The 17996-nt window shown below is 71.6% G+C and carries 12 protein-coding genes; 3 read left to right on the top strand and 9 right to left on the bottom strand.

Features of this window, described 5'->3' with window-relative positions:
- Window positions 1–143: 143 nt before the first annotated feature.
- From ACZ7OY_RS40780 to nsdA, 4 genes are all read right to left on the bottom strand, one after another.
- Window positions 144–2597: a [protein-PII] uridylyltransferase gene (locus ACZ7OY_RS40780; RefSeq protein ID WP_472250584.1), complete on the bottom strand. Its 2454-nt coding sequence runs from the start codon at window positions 2595–2597 to the stop codon at window positions 144–146.
- Between the two features lie 26 nt (window positions 2598–2623).
- Window positions 2624–2962, bottom strand: coding sequence for a P-II family nitrogen regulator (locus tag ACZ7OY_RS40775; RefSeq protein WP_289922751.1), 339 nt, complete (start codon window positions 2960–2962; stop codon window positions 2624–2626).
- A complete protein-coding gene (locus ACZ7OY_RS40770; protein ID WP_472250583.1) occupies window positions 2959–4302 on the bottom strand; it encodes an ammonium transporter in 1344 nt (447 codons plus the stop codon). The genes ACZ7OY_RS40775 and ACZ7OY_RS40770 overlap by 4 nt, the downstream gene beginning before the upstream one ends.
- A 313-nt stretch (window positions 4303–4615) precedes the next feature.
- The gene (gene nsdA, locus ACZ7OY_RS40765) at window positions 4616–6097 is read right to left on the bottom strand and encodes a transcriptional repressor NsdA (protein ID WP_351622028.1); all 1482 of its coding nucleotides are present in this window, start codon (window positions 6095–6097) and stop codon (window positions 4616–4618) included.
- 469 nt (window positions 6098–6566) lie between these two features.
- Here nsdA and ACZ7OY_RS40760 point away from each other — a divergent pair, with 469 nt between their 5' ends.
- Window positions 6567–7232: a bifunctional DNA primase/polymerase gene (locus tag ACZ7OY_RS40760; protein WP_472250582.1), complete on the top strand. Its 666-nt coding sequence runs from the start codon at window positions 6567–6569 to the stop codon at window positions 7230–7232.
- A 244-nt stretch (window positions 7233–7476) separates the two neighbouring features.
- Here ACZ7OY_RS40760 and ftsY read toward each other — a convergent pair whose 3' ends face one another.
- The gene (gene ftsY, locus ACZ7OY_RS40755; protein WP_472250581.1) at window positions 7477–8679 is read right to left on the bottom strand and encodes a signal recognition particle-docking protein FtsY; all 1203 of its coding nucleotides are present in this window, start codon (window positions 8677–8679) and stop codon (window positions 7477–7479) included.
- Window positions 8680–8836: 157 nt separating this feature from the next.
- On the opposite strand from ftsY, the gene ACZ7OY_RS40750 reads away from it, so the two are divergent.
- Window positions 8837–9808: an LLM class flavin-dependent oxidoreductase gene (locus tag ACZ7OY_RS40750; RefSeq protein WP_472250580.1), complete on the top strand. Its 972-nt coding sequence runs from the start codon at window positions 8837–8839 to the stop codon at window positions 9806–9808.
- 81 nt (window positions 9809–9889) lie between these two features.
- Here ACZ7OY_RS40750 and ACZ7OY_RS40745 read toward each other — a convergent pair whose 3' ends face one another.
- From ACZ7OY_RS40745 to ACZ7OY_RS40730, 4 genes are all read right to left on the bottom strand, one after another.
- Window positions 9890–11308, bottom strand: coding sequence for a sugar porter family MFS transporter (locus tag ACZ7OY_RS40745; protein WP_472250579.1), 1419 nt, complete (start codon window positions 11306–11308; stop codon window positions 9890–9892).
- Window positions 11309–11568: 260 nt separating this feature from the next.
- Entirely contained in the window at window positions 11569–15219 is a 3651-nt protein-coding gene (locus ACZ7OY_RS40740; protein WP_472250578.1) for an AAA family ATPase, read from the bottom strand.
- 244 nt (window positions 15220–15463) lie between these two features.
- Window positions 15464–15667: a hypothetical protein gene (locus ACZ7OY_RS40735; RefSeq protein ID WP_020942469.1), complete on the bottom strand. Its 204-nt coding sequence runs from the start codon at window positions 15665–15667 to the stop codon at window positions 15464–15466.
- 381 nt (window positions 15668–16048) lie between these two features.
- On the bottom strand, window positions 16049–16330 hold the full coding sequence (locus ACZ7OY_RS40730) for an acylphosphatase (RefSeq protein WP_351617435.1): 282 nt from the start codon (window positions 16328–16330) through the stop codon (window positions 16049–16051).
- A 211-nt stretch (window positions 16331–16541) separates the two neighbouring features.
- Here ACZ7OY_RS40730 and ACZ7OY_RS40725 point away from each other — a divergent pair, with 211 nt between their 5' ends.
- Entirely contained in the window at window positions 16542–17993 is a 1452-nt protein-coding gene (locus ACZ7OY_RS40725; protein WP_472250577.1) for a CAP domain-containing protein, read from the top strand.
- The last annotated feature ends 3 nt before the right edge of the window (window positions 17994–17996 follow it).

The following is a 17996-nucleotide window of genomic DNA, read 5'->3' as shown; positions in this document are numbered from 1 at the left end:
CCCACGGCGACGGTCGGCATGTCCGGCCACCTCGCCGACCAGCGCACGGACCGGCGCACAGGCGCCGACCGGGGCCTCGGCGGCCTCGGCACGGACCGCCGCACAGACCGCCGTCAAAACCGTCCGTGCGCGCGGCCCGCGGCTCACCCCCGCAGCGTCTCCTCCAGCTTCCGGGCCACGCCGGCCGCCTCCTCGCTCGGCAGGGGCGCACCCCCGGGGTCGGTGACGTAGAAGGCGTCCACGGCGTTCGAGCCCAGCGTCGACACGTGCGCGCTGCGCATCCGCACGCCCGTGTCCTCCAGCGCCGAGCCGATCCGGAACAGCAGTCCCGGGGCGTCCTGGGCCCGTACCTCGATCACCGTGGCCAGGCGGGAGCCCGCGGAGGCGACCGTCACGCGTGCGGGGGGCGCGACGACGCCCCGGCGGCGCGGGTAGGCGGCGTCGCGCTCGGCGAGCCGGGTCGCGATGTCAAGCGAGCCGTCCAGGGCGCGTACGAGGTCGGCGCGCAGCCGGGCGGCCTGCGGCAGGGAGCCGTACTCCGCGGCCACCCGCCAGTCCAGCAGCAGGACGAAGCCACCGACGCCGTCCGGCAGCGGCAGGGCCCGCAGTTCCGCGGTGCGGACGGTGAGGCGGTGCATGGCCAGCACACCGGCGACGGCGGGCAGCACGCGCGGCTGGTCGGGTACGGCGATGAGCAGCTCGACCCCGAGCGGTTCCGGCTCCTGCGCGCCGGACGGCTCCTCGTCGGCCGGCGGTTCGGTCTGCGCGCGCAGTGCCAGTACCGGGCCGCCGGTACGGCAGGCCTCGATGGCGAGCCGCTCCTGCTCGGCCGTGGCGACGACCGCCTCGGGTTCCGCGGGCTCGTCCCCGGCCAGCACCGCCGCCACCCGTTTGACCAGGTCGGCGACGAGTGATCCGCGCCAGGACGACCAGGCGGCCGGACCGGTGGCCAGCGCGTCCGCCTCGGTGAGGGCGTGCAGCAGTTCCAGCGTGCCCTGGCTGCCGACCGCCTCGGCGACGAAGCGCACGGTGGCCGGGTCCTCCAGGTCGCGCCGGGTCGCGGTCTCGACGAGCAGCAGGTGGTGGCGTACGAGGGTGGCGAGCACGGCCACGTCCTGGCGGTCGAAGCCGATCCGCGCGGCGACGTCCTTGGCGATGATCTCGCCGGCCACCGAGTGGTCGCCTGGCCAGCCCTTGCCGATGTCGTGCAGCAGGGCGGCGACCAGCAGCAGGTCGGGGCGGCTGACGCGACGGGTGAACGCGGAGGCGCGCACGGCGGTCTCGATGAGGTGCCGGTCGACGGTCCAGATGTGCACGGCGTTGCGCTGCGGACGGCAGCGCACCCGCTCCCAGTCGGGCAGCAGCCGGCTGATCAGGCCTTCGGCCTCCAGCGCCTCCCAGACCTCGATGGTCGGGTCGCCCGAGCCGAGCAGGGTCACCAGCTGCTCGCGCGCCTCGGCGGGCCAGGGCGTGGGCAGCGGGCGGGTGGTGGCCGCCAGGCGGCGCACGGCGTGCAGGGAGAGCGGCAGACCGGCTTGCGCGGCGGCGGCCGCGGCGCGCAGCGGGAGTACGGGGTCGCGTTCGGGGCGTGCGGTGCGGGCGAGCACCGCCTCGCCGTCCTGCTCGACGACGCCCTCGGCCAGCGGCGAGCGTTCGGCGGCCGGCTTGCCTCCGCCGAGCATGGCGCGCAGGCGCGGCCGTACGGCGCGCGAGCGCAGGACGCGCCCCACTTCCCGCCAGGTGACGTCGCTCGCGTACGCGATGACCCGCGCCGCCTCGTAGACCTGCCGCAGGAGTGTGTCGGCGTCGAGCAGCCCCAGCTCGGCCGCCACCTGGTCCTGCTCCTGGAGCGCGAGCCGGTCGGTCGCGCGTCCGGTGGCCAGATGGAGGGCGTCGCGTACGTCGAGCAGCCGGCGCCGGGCGTCGGCGAGGCCCTCGCGCGGGGCGTCCGCGAGCCAGGAGGCGGCGACGGCGCGCAGGGCGGTTGCGTCGCGGAGCCCGCCGCGCGCCTCCTTCAGGTCGGGTTCGAGCAGGAACTGGAGCTCGCCCTGGCGTTCGGCCCGTTCGGCGCACAGGTCCCGGAGTTCGGGGAGACGTTTCGGCGCCTGGTTGCGCCAGTCGGCCAGCACGGCCGTGCGCAGACCGGCGGTGAGGCCGCGGTCGCCGGCGATGTGCCGGGCGTCCAGCAGGCCGAGCTGGACCTTGAGGTCGTCGGCCGCCGTCCTGCGGGCCTCCCCCGGGGTGCGTACGGAGTGGTCGAGGGAGAGGCCGAGGTCCCAGACCGGGTACCAGAGGCGGTCGGCCAGGGCGGCGACCGCGGCCGTGTCGCCGCCGTCGTGCAGCAGCAGGAGGTCGAGGTCGCTGCGGGGGGACAGCTCCCCGCGTCCGTAGCCGCCGACCGCGACGAGGGACACACCGCGCATCGCTCCGGCGCCCGCGTCGAACAGGCCGCTCAGCCAGTCGTCCGTGAGCTCGGCGAGGGCGGCACGGCGCGGCGGCCCGGACCGCGCCCCCTCGGTGAGGAGGCGCAGCCGGGCCGCCGCGTAGCCGCTGGGTCCCGAGTTCTCTGCTTCCTTGCGCACGTCCGTACTCGTCACCCAGCGACTCCTGTCCGTCTTCTGTTTCAGAGCGCGTCAGGCCCGCGCTCGCCGGTCCGCACCCGTACGGCCGTCTCGACCGGCAGGGACCAGACCTTGCCGTCACCGATCTTGCCGGTCCGGGCCGCCTTGACGATGACGTCGATCAGCTGCTCGGCGGCGTCGTCCTCGGCCAGCACCTCTATGCGGATCTTGGGTACCAGGTCCACGGTGTACTCGGCACCCCGGTAGACCTCGGTGTGTCCCCGCTGCCGACCGTAGCCGCTCGCCTCGGTGACCGTCAGTCCGTGGACCCCGAAGGCCTGGAGGGCCTCCTTGATCTCGTCGAGCCGGTGGGGCTTCACGACGGCGGTGATGAGCTTCATGCGTCCACCTTCTTGCTGGCAGTGTCGGCCACCCCGGCCGGGACTGCGGTCCGGGCGGCGCCACCGCCGGCCCCGCTGAAGTCGTATGCGGTCTCGGCGTGCTCGGCCTGGTCGATGCCGGCGACCTCGTCGTCCTCGGAGACACGCATGCCGATCGTCCTGTCGAGCAGGAAGGCGAGGATCGCGGAGACGACCAGCGAGTAGCCGAGGACCGCGAAGACGCCTGCGCACTGCTTCCAGAGCTGGTCGAACGAGTGGTCGCCGTAGAGGACGCCGGTCGCGGTCGACTGGCCCTTGCCGGTGGCGAAGAAGCCGATGAGCAGGGAGCCCACGACACCGCCGACCAGGTGAACCCCGACGACGTCGAGGGAGTCGTCGTAGTTGAACCGGTACTTCAGGCCGACGGCCATGGCGCACAGCACACCGGCGATGGCGCCGACGGCGATCGCGCCGAGCGGGGAGACCGCTCCGCCCGAGGGGGTGATGGCGACGAGACCCGCGACCGCGCCGGAGGCGGCGCCCAGCGTGGTGAACGCGCCGTGCCGGATCTTCTCGTAGGCGAGCCAGGCCAGCATGGCGGCGGCGGTGGCGACCTGCGTGTTGACGAACATCAGCGCGCCGACGCCGTCGTCGTTGCCGAGCCACGAACCGGCGTTGAACCCGAACCAGCCGAACCACAGCAGACCGGCGCCGAGCATGACCAGCGGGAGGCTGTGCGGACGCATCGGGTCCTTCTTGAAGCCGACCCGCTTGCCGATGACCAGGATCACGCCGAGCGCCCCGGCACCCGCGTTGATGTGGACCGCCGTACCACCGGCGAAGTCGATCACGCCGAGCTCGTAGGCCCAGCCGCCGGCGCCCCAGACCCAGTGCGCGACCGGGAAGTAGACGACCGTGGCCCACAGGGTGATGAACAGCGCCCAGGCGCTGAACTTGACGCGGTCGGCGAGCGCACCGCTTATGAGAGCGGGCGTGATGATCGCGAACATCAGCTGGAAGACCATGAATACGAAGATCGGGATGGTGTATCCGTCCCAGAGCTCCGTCAGACCGATGTTGCTGAGGCCCACCCAGTCCGAATTCCAGCCGATGAATCCGCCGGAATCGGTGCCGAAGGCGGCGGAGAAGCCGTAGAGGACCCACAGGATGGTGATGATCCCCAGGCTGATGAAGCTCATCATCAGCATGTTCAGCGTGCTTTTGACCCGGACCATGCCCCCGTAGAAGAAGGCCAGACCCGGAGTCATGAGCATCACCAGGGCGGAACAAATGAGCATGAAGCCTGTGTTGGCCGGCGACAGCGTGGGCGCGTCTGCCGCAAGCGTGATGGCTGGTGCCATCGGCGTCTCCTCGTCGTTGGTACGGACCCGTGCGGGCGAAGCCTGAGCGGAGTGAGGGGTGGGCCGGTTATGCGCCATGAGATTGACGCAGCGCCGTTTCGGTCGACGCCCCTCGTTGTTTCGCCGCGGTGACGAAGGCACCTTGCGTGTTACGCCTCGATGAACCGCCGGATTACGGGCGCGGAGATCGTTATCTTGGCGCAACCTTCGATGAAGGAAAGAAACCGGCCGCGGTCGACCTTCCGATGACCTGGCGTGGGGGAGCCGAGTCGGGCAGTTCGGGAAGGCCGGCCGCGGCCGGGGTCGTGCGGGCTCAGACCGCTTCCGCCGTCTCGGGCAGTTCGACGGCGAGCTTCTCCGTCAGATCGACGATCTCGGCGAGATCCCCGAAATCGCGTACAGCGGTGTCGACGGTCTTTCGGATACGTGTGTTGACGCGCTCGGAGCGGACCTTCTTCGCGATGGCCATCGCCTCCTCGGCGAAGCCCGTGCTCCGCTCGGGTTCGCGCCGCAGCAGATGCACGGTGGCCATGCCGATCAGGTTGAGTGCGTACGACCGCTGGTGCTCGCGGTCCTGGCCGAACAGCTCCACGGCACGCTGCATGAGGGGCTCGGCCAGGGAGGCGTAGGCGGGGCTGCGGCCGGCGACATACGCGAGGTCCCGGTAGGAGTGGGAGTTCTCGCCGTACAGCTCGGCCTCGGAGAAGAAGCGGATCCAGTCGGGATCGGGCTCGTCCCACTCGTCGGCGTCGGCGAAGGTGTCCTCGGCCATCCGCACCGCGCGCTTGCACTTGCCGGGCTGGCCCATGTTGGCGTACGCGCGGGCCTCCATCGCATACAGCATCGACTGGGTGCGCGGGCTCGCGCAGTCGCGGCTGCCGTACTGCGCGAGGTGGATCAGCTCCAGGGCGTCCTCGGGCCGCCCCAGATGGATCATCTGACGGCTCATGCTGGACAGGACGTACGAGCCGAGCGGCTTGTCGCCGGCCTCCCGCGCCGCGTGCAGGGCGAGGACGAAGTACTTCTGGGCGGTGGGCTGCAGGCCGATGTCGTAGCTCATCCACCCGGCCAGTTCGGCCAGTTCGGCGGCGACCTTGAACAACTTCCGTGCGACCGGCTCGGGCTGGGGCTCCTGGAGGAGGTCGGTCACCTCGTGCAGCTGGCCGACGACGGCCTTGCGGCGCAGCCCGCCACCGCACTGGGCGTCCCACTGCCGGAACATCACCGTGGTGGACTCCAGCAGCTCCAGCTCGGGCCCGGACAGCCGGCCGCGGGCACGGGCGGCCGGCGTGGGGTCGGCCTCGGGCTCCTGCCGCGGACCGGGCAGGGTGGGCACCAGCCAGCGCTGCATGGGCTCGATGAGGGCCGGGCCCGCGGCCAGGCCCAGCGAGGTGCCGAGGAAGCCGCGCCGGGCCAGCATCAGGTCGCTGCGCGAGAACTCGCTGAGCAGGGCCACGGTCTGCGGACCCGTCCAGGGCAGGTCGACGCCGGACACGGACGGCGACTGGCGTGCCGTGCGCAGGCCGAGGTCCTCGACGGAGACGACACAGCCGAAGCGCTCGGAGAACAGCTCGGACAGGATCCTGGGAATGGGCTCACGGGGGTTCTCGCCGTCCAGCCAGCGGCGCACGCGTGAGGTGTCGGTCGAGATGTGACTGGCCCCCAACTGGCGGGCCCGGCGGTTGACCTGGCGCGCGAGCTCGCCCTTGGACCAGCCGCTGCGCACGAACCACGAACCGAGCATGTCGTTGGGGCGCTTCTCAGCGTTCGCTCCGCTTCCGCCGTTGCCGCCCACTGGAACGCCCCCATCCCTGAGACCACTTGTCACTGGCCACTTGCCACCGACTGCGCCAAGCCCTATCAGAATGCCGGTAAATACGGCCCTCCGTCCCGGGGTTGCCACCCTTCGAACGGAAAGCCGGGTTGCCTCCGGCATACCCACAAGCGCATGCGCCTCCAGGTCTCGTGCACACAAAGTAATCCTACGATCACTCGCCCACCACGAGGATCCCTCAAACGCCACCATTCGCCACCCCTTCGGATGAACTCACGGCGGCCGCTACGCGATTCACTTGACACAGGACGGCCGGGAGTGAGCAGAGAGGTGCACACGGGGGCGCGCGTCGCCGTGTACACAACCCTGAACGCCCCAAGGCGCCGTCCACATCGCGCGGCACCAGGGAGCGGGAACACGCAAAGTCACGCAGAGTGATGGATGGCGTTCGTATCGTAACCACCGGTGCGTCGGACCCGTTGGAGGGGGCATGGGCTTCACGATCGGCAGCAGTCTGGGTATCCGTGACATCCGGTCCGCCTCGCGCCGCCGCGGCCGCTCGTCGGAGTGCACCGCCGTGGCCGAGTTCACCGGACTGTGGGGCTGGGACGTCGTGCCCGGCGCCAGGGCCGCCGCGGGCACCTGCTCCTGCGGCCGCCCCGACTGCCGGGCGCCGGGTGCGCATCCGCTCGACTTCGCGCCGGCGCTGCCCGCCGGGGCCACGCTGGACCAGGCGACCAAGGCGTGGGCCGATGTCCCCGGGGCCGCCGTGATGCTTCCGGTCGGCCGCGCGTTCGACGTCGTGGAGGTGGCCGAGGCCGCCGGGCGCCGGGCCCTGGTCCGGCTGGAGCGCATGGGCCTTCCGCTCGGCCCGGTCACCGCCACCCCCGAGGGCCGCGCCCAGTTCTTCGTCGCGCCCGGCGCCGCCGCCGAGCTGGCCGCCCTGCTCTACCGCATGGGCTGGGACGACCCGACCGCCCTGGACCTGCGCGGCCTCGGCCCGGGTACGTACATCACCGCGCCGCCCTCCGACCGCGGCGGCCTCGGCCCGGTGCGGTGGCTGCGCCCGCCCGGCCTGGACTCGGCGAGCAAGCCGCCCGCGGCCCGGCTGCTGCTCGGCACGCTGGCGTACGTGGCCCACCGGTCCCGGCCGTGAACCGGCCCCGCCTCCGCCGGTCCCCGCCGTGAACCGGTCCCGCCTCCGCACCGGTCCCACCTGCGAACCGGTCCGAGGCGCGCCGGGGGTCACGCGCGGCCGGGCGTGAGCGGACCGCCCACGACGAAGGGCCCCACCGCATCTGCACCATGCGGTGGGGCCCTTCTCCGTTCGGGGACCCGGCCGGGCGTTCGCCCAGAGGCCGGGTGGCCCGTCGTTCACCGGCCGGACGGCCGGGTGGGGGTCACTCCCCGATAAGGGCATCGACGAACGCTTCCGGCTCGAACGGCGCCAGGTCGTCGGCACCCTCGCCGAGCCCGATCAGCTTGACCGGCACGCCCAGCTCGCGCTGGACCGCGACCACGATGCCGCCCTTGGCCGTGCCGTCCAGCTTGGTCAGCACGATGCCGGTGATGTCGACGACCTCGGCGAACACCCGGGCCTGCACGAGCCCGTTCTGCCCGGTGGTGGCGTCGAGGACGAGCAGCACCTCGTCGAGCGGGGCCTGCTTCTCGATCACGCGCTTGACCTTGCCGAGCTCGTCCATGAGCCCGGTCTTGGTGTGCAGCCGGCCAGCGGTGTCGATGAGGACGACGTCCGCCCCCATGTCCTTGCCCTCCTTCACCGCGTCGAAGGCGACGGAGGCGGGGTCGCCGCCCTCCGGCCCGCGCACGATGTGGGCGCCGACCCGCTCGCCCCAGGTCTGGAGCTGCTCGGCGGCGGCGGCACGGAAGGTGTCGGCGGCGCCGAGGACGACCGTACGGCCGTCGGCGACCAGGACCCGGGCGAGCTTGCCGGTGGTGGTGGTCTTGCCGGTGCCGTTGACGCCGACGACCATCACGATGCCGGGCTTGCTGGCCTCGGGCTCGGTCTTGACCACGCGGTCGAAGTCGGTGCCGACCAGCGTGAGCAGCTCCTCGCGCAGCAGGCCGCGCAGTTGCTCCGGGGTGCGGGTGCCGAGCACCTTCACCCGTTCACGCAGCCGCTCGACCAGCTCCTGGGTGGGCATCACGCCGACGTCGGCGGTGAGCAGCGTGTCCTCGATCTCCTCCCAGGTGTCGTCGTCGAGGTGCTCGCGCGACAGCAGGGTGAGCAGGCCCTTGCCCAGGGCGTTCTGCGAGCGGGAGAGTCGGGCGCGCAGACGGACGAGCCGCCCGGCGGTGGGCTCCGGGATCTCGATGACCGGAGCTTCTTCGGCGGCAGGCTCCTCGACGGCTACCGGGGCCGAGGCCTCCGGAAGATCCACCTCCTCTATCGTGCGGCGCGGTTCTTCACGCGGCGTCTCGGCCTCTTCGCCGACCTGCGGTTCGGCCGGAGGCGCGGTGATGTCGGGCGCGGAGGGCGGCGGCGGGGGCAGCGACTTCGTCCGTCGGCTGCCGACGACGAGCGCGCCGATCGCGCCGAGCACGACCACGGCGATGATTACAGCAAGGATGACGGTTTCCATAACCCGTCCAGTATCTGTCATGGATCCAGGCAGGGCCCAGCTTGTGGTTTCCTCCAGCCCGGCGCGCCGCCCCGCGGACCCGGGCCGGGCGGGCCATCGCATGGCAATCTGACGAGCCGTCAGCTACCGTCCTCCTCGCCGACCCGAAGGGGGACCCATGCCCGTCACCGTCGTACGTCTCAATCTCGTCGCCCCCGACGCCACGCCCGCCGCGCTGCACGAGCGCTACGCGGCGGCCCTGGAGATGGCGCGGTACGCCGACGACCACGGGATCACCACCGTGCAGACCGAGGAGCACCACGGCGTCGCCGACAACTGGCTGCCGTCGCCGTTCGCCTTCGCGGGCGCCCTGCTCGGCGCGACCCGGCGGCTGGCGGTGACGGTCTCGGCGGTGATCGGCCCGCTGTACGACCCGCTGCGGCTGGCGGAGGACATCGCCGTACTGGACCTGCTGAGCGGCGGGCGGCTTGTGACCGTCGCCGGGATCGGGTACCGGCCCGAGGAGTACGCCATGTTCGGGGTGGACTGGCGGCGGCGCGGCCGGCTCCAGGACGAGCTGCTGGAGACGGTCCTGAAGGCGTGGACCGGCGAGGAGTTCACCTACCGGGGCCGTACCGTGCGGGTCACCCCGCGCCCGTTCACCGCACCGCATCCCCTGCTGCTGGTCGGCGGTTCCTCGCAGGCCGCCGCCCGTCGGGCCGCGCGCCTGGGGCTGCCGTTCTTCCCCAGCGCGCATCTGCCGGAGCTGGAGGCGTACTACAAGGACCGGCTCGCGGAGTACGGCACCGAGGGATGGACGATGATGCCCGCGGCGGAGACCCCGCTGCTGCACATCGCCGAGGATCCGGACCGGGTCTGGGCCGCGTACGGGAACCACTTCCTGCACGAGGCCCGTACCTACGCCTCCTGGCAGTCCGGTGACATCCGGTCGGCCGTGCGGTCCTCGGCCACCACTGTGGAGCAGTTGCGCGCCGAAGGGGTGTACCGCGTCCTGACGCCGGAGGAGTGCGTGGCGCAGGGCCTGGACAACCTGGTCCTGCACCCGCTGGCCGGCGGGATGCCCGTCGAGGAGGGCCGGCGCGGTCTGCGGCTGTTCTGCGAGAAGGTGCTGCCCCGGCTCAGCGACTGAGCCGGGGCAGCACCTCCTACGGGAACGAGGAGAGGGGCAGCGGGGACTTGGCCCTTCTCCCCGAGTTCACGGGGCGGGCGGTCAGCCCATCTCCTCCAGTGCCTTGCCCTTCGTCTCCTTCACGAACTTCAGGACGAACGGGATGGAGAGCGCGGCGAAGATCGTGTAGATCACGTAGGTCGCGGAGAGGTTCCAGTCGGCCAGCGACGGGAAGCTCGCGGTGATGGCCCAGTTGGCGATCCACTGCGCGGAGGCGGCCACGCCCAGGGCGGCGGCGCGGATCCGGTTCGGGAACATCTCGCCGAGGAAGACCCAGACGACCACGCCCCAGGACAGGGCGAAGAAGAGGACGAACACGTGGGCGGCGATCAGGGCGACCCAGCCCTGGGTGGCCGGCAGCTTGCCGTCGACGAGGTCGAACGAGAACGCCCAGGCCTCCAGCGCGAGGCCGACGACCATACCGACCGAACCGATCAGGGCCAGCGGCTTGCGGCCGATGCGGTCCACGAAGATCATCGCGATCACGGTGCCGATGATGTTGATGATCGACGTGGTGAAGGAGTAGAAGAACGAGTCCGTCGGGTCGACGCCGACCGACTGCCACAGCGTCGAGGAGTAGTAGAACGCGACGTTGATGCCGACGAACTGCTGGAAGACCGACAGGCCGATACCGACCCAGACGATCGGCTTGAAGAAGAAGGAGCCGCCGAGCAGGTCCTTGAAGGTGGACTTGTGCTCGCTCTTCATGGCGAGCTCGATCTCGGCGACCCGGGCCTTCAGGTCGGTCTTGTCGCCCTCGACCTCCTTGAGGACCTCACGGGCACGCTCCTCCTTGCCCACGGAGATCAGGAAGCGCGGCGACTCGGGGATCGCGAAGGAGAGCAGGCCGTACAGGGCGGCCGGGACGACCATGACGCCGAGCATGACCTGCCAGGCCTCCACGCCCAGCAGCTCACCGCGCTGGTCGCCGCCCGCGGCGTTCAGGATGCCCCAGTTCACCAGCTGCGAGATGGCGATGCCGACGACGATCGCGGCCTGCTGAAAGGAGCCGAGCCGACCGCGGTACGCGGCCGGGGAGACCTCGGCGATGTAGGCGGGGCCGATGACGGAGGCCATGCCGATGGCGAAGCCGCCGACGATGCGCCAGAAGGCGAGGTCCCACAGCGCGAACGGCAGTGCGGAACCGACCGCGCTGACCGTGAACAGGGCGGCGGAGATCTGCATGCAGCGGATACGGCCGATGCGGTCGGCTATCCGGCCCGCGGTCGCCGCGCCGATGGCGCAGCCGATCAGCGCGATGGCGATGACCTGCGCCAGCGCCGCGGAGCCGATGTCGTAGCGGCTGCGGATGGCCTCGACGGCACCGTTGATCACAGCGCTGTCGTAGCCGAAGAGGAAGCCTCCCATCGCGGCCGCGGCCGCGATGAAGACGACATGCCCGAGATGGTCGGGGTGAGCCGTCCTGGCTCCGGGTGGGGGTACCTGCGCTGTGCTGGTCACGTCTGACTCCTCGGGCCACCGGCGTCGCTGCCGGTGATGTGGGGGCAAGCCCTTGGTGATGGTTCCAGTGGCGCACAGGATCACGCCGCCCACCACCTGAAGGTATAAGCAATGTCGCAGAGACTATGCCTTCAAGTTTCGAAGTTAATAATCCTGAGAGTGTGAGCTTATGGACAGGGCGGGCCCACCGTGTGTTCAAGTAGTGAACGAACTGGGGATGTGCGCGGGCATGACTCCGGGCTGACGCAACCCGCGTGCGACTAACGAAGGCGCTGGGAGATGACCTTCGAGACACCGTCGCCCTGCATGGACACGCCGTAGAGCGCGTCGGCGACCTCCATCGTGCGCTTCTGGTGCGTGATCACGATCAGCTGCGAAGCCTCCTGGAGCTCCTGCATGATGCGGATCAGACGCTGGAGGTTGGTGTCGTCCAGCGCCGCCTCGACCTCGTCCATCACATAGAACGGGCTCGGCCGCGCCTTGAAGATCGACACCAGCAGCGCGACGGCCGTCAGCGACCGCTCGCCGCCGGAGAGCAGCGACAGCCGCTTGACCTTCTTGCCCGGCGGCCGCGCCTCGACGTCCACACCCGTGGTGAGCATGTTGTCGGGGTCGGTGAGCAGCAGTCGTCCCTCACCACCGGGGAACAGCCGGCCGAAGACGCCTTCGAACTCGCGTGCGGTGTCCCGGTACGCCTCGGTGAAGACCTGCTCGACCCGCTCGTCGACCTCCTTCACCACCTGGAGGAGGTCGGCCCGGGTCTTCTTCAGGTCCTCCAGCTGCTCGCTGAGGAACTTGTGCCGCTCCTCCAGGGCCGCGAACTCCTCCAGGGCGAGCGGATTGACCTTGCCCAGCTGCTGGTAGGCGCGCTCGGCGGCCTTCAGCCGCTTCTCCTGCTCCGCCCTGACGAACGGCCTGGGCCGGTTGCGCGGGTGCTCCGGATCGTCCGGCAGCTCCTCGCCCTCGGCAGCGGGGGAGGGCGGCACCGGCTGGTGCGGTCCGTACTCGGACATGAGTCCCGCCGGTTCCACACCCAGTTCCTCCAGCGCCTTGGTCTCCAGCTGCTCGATCCGCAGCCGCTTCTCGGCGCCGAGTACCTCACCCCGGTGAACTGAATCCGTCAGTTTGTCGAGCTCCGCCTTGAGGTCACGTCCGGCGGTGCGGGCGGCGACCAGTTCCTGCTCGCGCCCGGCCTTGGCGGCCTCGGCCGCGGTGCGCTCCTCGTCCGCCCGGCGCAGCGAGACCTCGACGTGCCCGAGCAGCTGCCGGGCGCCGGAGGCGACGGCCTCCGCGACGGCCGCCTCGTGCCGCAGCCGGGCGCGCCGCTGCTCCGCACGCGCGCGTGCCTCGCGTTCGGCGCGGGCCGCCCGGTCCAGGGAGTCGGCCCGCCCGGCGAGCGACTTGACCCGCTCCTCGTGCGTACGGACCTGGAGCCGCGCCTCCATCTCGGTCTGCCGGGCGTTGGCCCCGTCCGCGGCGAGCCGGTCGCGCACGGAGGTGTCCGGTTCCTCCTCGACCGGCATCTCCTCCGCCACGGCGAGCCGTTCGGCGAGCTCCTCCGCCTCCAGTACGGCCTTGTCGAGCGCGTCCTGCGCCCGGGCCGCGGCCGCCGTGGACCGCTCGGCCTCACCGGCGGCCCCCCGGGCCTGGCCGGCCAGCCGGCCGAGCTGCTGCGCCACGGCCGACTTCTCCCGGTCGGCGGCCCGGCGCCGCTCCCCCAGCTCCTCGACGAGCGCGGCGCACTCCGCGCGCCGGCCGACGGCCGCCTGCTGCGCCCCGGCCAGCGCCTCGCACCGTACGGCCAGCACCTCCAGCTCGGCGGCCGCCTCGTCCACCGACGCCTGCACCTCCAGCAGACTGGGCGCGCCGGCCGACCCGCCGTGCGCGAAGTGCGCGCCCAGCAGGTCGCCCTCGGCGGTGACGGCGGTGAGTCCGGGGTGGGCGCCGACCAGTTCCACGGCCTCGTCGAGGGTGGCGACGACGACGATCCCGCGCAGCAGCCGTCGTACGGCGGGCATGAGGTCGGCGGGGGCGCGGACGAGGTCGGCGGCGAAGGGCGGCAGGTCCGCGGCGGGACGGTCGGCGGCGGCGACGGACGGCTGGTCCGCGGCAGGATGGTCGCCGGCGACAGGCGACCGGTCCGTCGTGGAGGCCGCTGGTACGTCGTCGGGGGACGGTGGTACGTCGTCGGGGGCGCCGCCCAGCAGCAGTGCGGCTCGTCCCGCGTCCTGGCTGCGCAGCAGGCGGATGGCGTCGGCGGCCGCGGCGGGGCCGCTCGCCGCGACGGCGTCGGCGGCGGCGCCGAGGGCGGCGGCGAGCGCGACCTCGTGTCCCGGGGCGACCGTCAGCAGTTCGGCGGCCGGACCCAGCAGGCCGGTCAGCCGGTCCTGCGCCCCCAGCAGCGCGCCGGTGCCGTCCTTGCGGCGCAGCCCCAGGGCGAGGGCCTCGTGGCGGGCCCGGGTCGCGGCCCGGCTGCGTTCCGCCGCGCCGGCCGCCTCGCGGGCCTCGGTCAGGGCGGCCTCGGCCAGCGCGAGCTGCTCCTTCGCCGCGTCGTGCCGGCCGGCGAGTTCCGCGTCGTCGGCGTCGAGCCCGTCCACCTCGGCCTTGAGCGTCTCGTACTCCTCCTGCGCGGTCCCGGCCCGCTCCTGCGCCTCGTCCCGCGCCGCGGCGAGCCGGTCGATCTCGGCCTGGGCCGAGGCGGCGCGCGAACGGGCCGCGTTGACCTGGCCGTTCAGCCGGGCCAGCCCCTCCCTGCGGTCCGCGATGGCGCGCGCGACGTCCTTCAGGCGCCGTTCCTCGACCGCGAGTTCGCGTTCCAGCTCCGCGCGGTGGGCCACGGTGTCGTCCAGAGCGTGCTGCGCCGCCTCCAGGAAGGCCTCCAGCTCGGCCTCCTGCTCGCGGATCCGGGCGGCCTCGCGCTCCATGTCCTCGGGGTCGCGCCCGCGCCGTTCGTCCGGGGGCGAGGAGGTCGCGCTCTTGACGCGCGCGTCGGCCAGGGAGACGGTGCCGCGTACCCGTTCGGCCAGCTGGGAGAGTTCGTACCAGGTCTGCTGCGCGCGCTGGAGCCGTGGCGAGAGCCGCCGTACCTCGTCCTCCAGCAGGCCCTCGCGCTGGAGCGCCTTCTTCAGCTCCTGCTCGGCGGCCTCCTTGCGTTCCTTCAGCGCGGCCTCGTCGGCGACCTCGGCGTCGAGCGCCTCGCGCATCCGTACGAGATCGTCGGCCAGCAGCCGAAGGCGCGCGTCGCGCAGGTCCGCCTGGATCACCGCGGCCCGGCGTGCGACCGCCGCCTGGCGGCCCAGGGGCTTGAGCTGCCTGCGCAGCTCGTCCGTCAAATCCTGCACGCGCGCGAGGTTGGCCTGCATCGCGTCCAGCTTCCGCAGCGCCTTCTCCTTGCGCTTGCGGTGCTTGAGGACGCCCGCGGCCTCCTCGATGAAGGCCCGGCGGCCCATGGGGTCGGCGTGCAGGACGGAGTCGAGCTGGCCCTGGCCGACGATGACGTGCATCTCACGGCCGATGCCGGAGTCGGACAGCAGGTCCTGGATGTCCAGGAGACGGCAGGTGTCGCCGTTGATCTGGTACTCGCTGCCGCCGTTGCGGAACATGATCCGCGTGATGGTGACCTCGGCGTACTCGATGGGCAGCGCGCCGTCGGAGTTGTCGATGGTCAGGGACACCTCGGCGCGGCCCAGCGGCGGGCGGCCGGTGGTGCCGGCGAAGATGACGTCCTCCATCTTGCCGCCGCGCAGCGACTTGGCGCCCTGCTCGCCCATGACCCAGCTGAGCGCGTCCACGACATTGGACTTGCCCGAGCCGTTCGGCCCCACGACACACGTGATCCCCGGCTCGAACCGGAGCGTGGTCGCCGAGGCGAACGACTTGAAGCCGCGGAGGGTCAGCGCCTTGAGGTGCACGCCGCTGGACTCTACCTTCCGGTGATGTCTCACTCCATGAACCCGCGGTTTCACCCATGAACGTGCAGGGCACACCAGACGTTAAAGACAGTGAAAGGATGCGCGGGGGCAGGGATGCGGGGGCAGTCAGGACCGGGGGGAAGAAAGAAGGGACGCCGAAGCGTCCCTATGCACACTCTGACAACTTAGCGGTTGATACGGGCAGCCCAACCACTGCGTGTGCTGTTGTGGAGCAGTGCAGCGATCAGGTGAGCGCAGGCTCCGCCTGGTGTGCGTCGATGCTCTCCATGATCCTGTCGTGAGAAGCGGCAGCCGTCAGCGCCTCGTTCTCGGCCTGGATCCGTCCGAGCTCGGATTCCAGGTCCTGTACGCGCTGCTGGAGCCGTCGCATCTCGGCGAGGAGTCGAGGGTCGGAGCCGCCGACGTAACCGAGAAGCGCCTTTGCCATGATGGATGGTCCTCCACACTGAGTGACCGACCGAAGTGGTGTGGGTCGTGAGGGATTCGCACCCGCGGTGCTTGGCACTCTTGAGTTCGTGCTGCCGTTCATCCATGCCAAACAGCTAAGGTGCGCGGGGCTTTCAGCGTCTCACCAAAAAGTTTGACGGTCAACACGATCACGCCCCGTATTGGCGGGCGACCCTGCGGCAGGCGGCCTGGAAACGGCGACGCTGCGACTCCTGCGGGGCCCTCGGGGCGTGGCGATCATCCTTACGTGCGGAGCTTGCCACCACAAGCCGTTCTTGGCAACCACCAGGAGCTTTCTGCTTCGGGCAGGTGCCCGTGGCATATCACTCCGCTCCCACCTGGGCTTCCGTGCCGAGCGGAGTCAGCGGATGGCAAAGCCGTCGTAGCCGCCGCGGGGTGTGTCCCAGATCTCGGTGACACCGGTGACACTCCCGGGCGTGTCGTCCCCCCGGAGCCAGTCGAGGAGTCCCTCGCATCCCGGACGCGGCCCTTCCGCGACGACCTGGACCCGTCCGTCGCCCAGATTGAGAGCAAAGCCACTCAGGCCGCCGATCTCCAGCGCCTTGGCCCGGGTGAACCATCGGAAACCCACACCTTGTACCCGCCCACGCACCCAGGCGACCAGCCGCACATCCTCGCTCATGGCTGCAACCTAACCGGCCAATGTCCCTGGGGGCACTTCCTCCCCCTGCGTCATGCGGTACCGTCCCCACCCAATGAATCTCATATGAAACTCACTCGTTGGAGTGAGTCGGGCCGTCCAGGACATGCGGGAAACCGCCAGGTCGGCCGCCTGGACTCGGGACAGGCTCGGGTCGACCAGGTGGACGAGCAAGGACGAGGAAGGCAAGGACATGGGACGCCACGGACGCTCCGCCACGGGCCACGCCGCGGAGGTCATGGAGGCGCACGACCCCTCCATAGCCGGCTGGGGCGACCGCGGCCCGCAGGACTCGTACGGCGACGCCCCGACCGCGATGGGCACGGCGCCCTATCTGAACCCCACCGTCTACCCCGAGACCGCCTATCCCGAGGCCACGGCACACAGCGACGCCCCTCTCTACGCGCCGCAGCAGGACGGCGGTGCGTGGCCCGACGCCACCATGACGTTCCCGCCGGGCACCGCTGACGGGCATGAGTACGGGCACGAGTACGGGTATGGGTACGGACCCCGGTACGAGTCCCAGTACGCGTACGGAAACACATACGAAAGCGCGTACGGAAACACGTACGGAAACGTGTACGGAAACACGTACGAAAGCGCGTACAGCCACCCCGTCCCGGACCAGCGCGTCACCCACGACAGCCGCCCGGTCCACGAGACCCGTCCCGTCCGTGCCGACCGTCCCGCCCGCGAGGACCGCCCCGCCGCCGACAGCCGCCCGGCCCGCGACCCCCGCTTCCCCCGCGACGCCGCCTTCACCCGCAGTTTCCTGTCCGAGGGCTTCACGCCCGACGAAGGCGTACGACGCTCCGCGCACCGCCGTCGCAAGAAGCGCGCCGCAAACCCGGTCCGCAGCGGGCTGCTCGGCGTCTCGGCCGCGGTCGCGCTGGGCACCGTCGCGGTCGCCACCGGTGTGGTGCCAGGCCTGGAGAACTACCGACTCGGCGGTGGCACCAGCGGCAGCGACAACGTGCAGGCCGCCGGCTCCCCGTCCAACTCCGCGACGGAGCAGGGCGGCACGTCCGGCACCGCGGCCGAGCGCGACGACTCCACGGCGGCCGGCCGCGGCTCCCAGCGGGCGAGCGCGTCGGCGGCCGCCACCCCGACGGCGCCGGCCGCCCCGAAGCCCAGCGCGACGCCGAGCACCACGCCCTCGAAGGCGCCGACGGCGGACCCCGGCACCGCCGAGACCACTCCGTCGCAGAAGCCGACGACGGCCACCAAGGCGCCGAAGGAGTCCAGCTCCGCGGTGACGGTGTCCGCCGAGGCGCAGGCCGAGGCGGAGGTGCTGAAGCTCGTCAACGAGGAGCGGGCGAAGGTCGGATGCAGCGCCCTGACGGCGAGCGGCTCGCTCACCCAGCTGGCCGAGGCCTTCAGCGAGGACATGGCCCAGCGCAACTTCTTCGACCACACCGACCCGGACGGCGCCACGCCGTGGGACCGGGCGGCTAAGGCGGGCATCAGCAACCTCGGCGGCGAGAACATCGCTCGGGGCCAGACGGACGCCGAGGCCGTCATGGAAGCCTGGATGAACAGCCCCGGCCACCGGGCCAACATCCTGAACTGCGACTTCAACACGCTGGGCGTGGGAGTGCACTTCGGCGACGGCGGCCCTTGGTGGACCCAGGACTTCGGCTACTGAGAT

Source organism: Streptomyces sp. NPDC107559, from assembly GCF_055657365.1.
The sequence above is the reverse complement of the archived record's forward strand: the minus strand, read 5'-3'. Positions and strand labels throughout refer to the sequence as shown.